The 1,188-nt window shown below is 28.6% G+C and carries 3 protein-coding genes; all 3 read right to left on the minus strand.

Annotated elements, in window-relative coordinates; all coding sequences use genetic code 11:
- Positions 1-154: 154 nt before the first annotated feature.
- The gene (locus B6258_RS13560; RefSeq protein ID WP_240531589.1) at positions 155-349 is read right to left on the minus strand and encodes a contact-dependent growth inhibition system immunity protein; all 195 of its coding nucleotides are present in this window, start codon (positions 347-349) and stop codon (positions 155-157) included.
- Positions 346-810 (minus strand): contact-dependent growth inhibition system immunity protein, encoded by a 465-nt coding sequence (locus B6258_RS13565; protein WP_099075715.1) that lies wholly within the window; start codon positions 808-810, stop codon positions 346-348. Before B6258_RS13565 ends, B6258_RS13560 begins: the two co-directional genes overlap by 4 nt.
- A 3-nt stretch (positions 811-813) precedes the next feature.
- A partial coding sequence (locus tag B6258_RS13570; protein ID WP_206073630.1) for an endonuclease toxin domain-containing protein occupies positions 814-1,188 on the minus strand: 375 nt, incomplete at its 5' end.

A 1,188-nucleotide genomic window follows, 5' to 3' on the forward strand; every position in this document is an offset into this window, starting at 1 on the left:
AATGCCTGTTCTAGTGATTGCTCTTTTTGGGCTTTAATATCCTCAGATATACCTTTAGGCACATCAATCGTTAGCTTTCCGTCAATATAAAGTTCAGGTAATTATTGCTATTCTTTGTTAATTATTAGCATAATTATTTTTATTTAGTATCCATTTAAATTTTACGACTAATACAACGCGTAAATGCTTCTTTTATTGAAGCACCTAAATCCTCGTCACTACAATTGGTTTTTAATGTAATAATTGCACTATCGGGTATTCCCTCACCTACCCAATGATCCATACGTAAATGGTTTTTTGGACTAATAGTGATTTTTCCATCAGAGACACTTAAAGCACATAGCATCATATTTTCAAATAGAGCTGTTTTATTTTTATAATCATACTCTTTAATGATTTTTNGGGTATTCCCTCACCTACCCAATGATCCATACGTAAATGGTTTTTTGGACTAATAGTGATTTTTCCATCAGAGACACTTAAAGCACATAGCATCATATTTTCAAATAGAGCTGTTTTATTTTTATAATCATACTCTTTAATGATTTTTTTTACCCAGTCTTGATATATTTTTTTATCATTATACATTTGATGAAACTTATCTGAATTCCCTTTAATCTGTTCGCTCTTAATCAGTGCGACTTTTGCATAATAACCTAATTCTTCATCAATAATATCATTAGGTAAAACTTTATAGCCTTTTTTTAAATCCATTATATAAATTGAGCATCCAGAAAAGGTGACTAAAATATAGTAATCACCATTATAATAAACACTTGCCTCTAGTTCATTTTTTTTAGATAAAAGCATTAATTATTCCTCAACAATAGTGATGTTAACTTTTATATTTTTTGATGATGCATTTTTGATAGAATCATTAATAGCATCCCATTGTGCTTTATTGGTTTTTTCTGGAACACCCAATTCCAATGTCTTCTGTTTAATTTGTTTTGGTGAAATTCTTATTAACCCTTTTTCATCACCATTATAACTATCTATTTTTGAAATATATGTATTTAATGTATTTTCTATTGATTTTGGATTTTCAATCCTTGAGGCTGTTTGGGTATTTAATGTCTTTACACTAATATATTCATCTGTATTACTATCATAATAGTCAAATGTTTTGGCGTTAAGATGTAATCGTGTCAGTCGTTTATTTGATAGACCAATGTAATTCTCAAATGT

The sequence above is a fragment of the Proteus alimentorum genome (assembly GCF_002607735.1).
Classification (GTDB): domain Bacteria; phylum Pseudomonadota; class Gammaproteobacteria; order Enterobacterales; family Enterobacteriaceae; genus Proteus; species Proteus alimentorum.

Bases quoted from the DNA above. Each gene is read 5' to 3' on its own strand.
- B6258_RS13560 (WP_240531589.1), bottom strand. From the start codon at position 349: ATGATGCTATGTGCTTTAAGTGTCTCTGATGGAAAAATCACTATTAGT.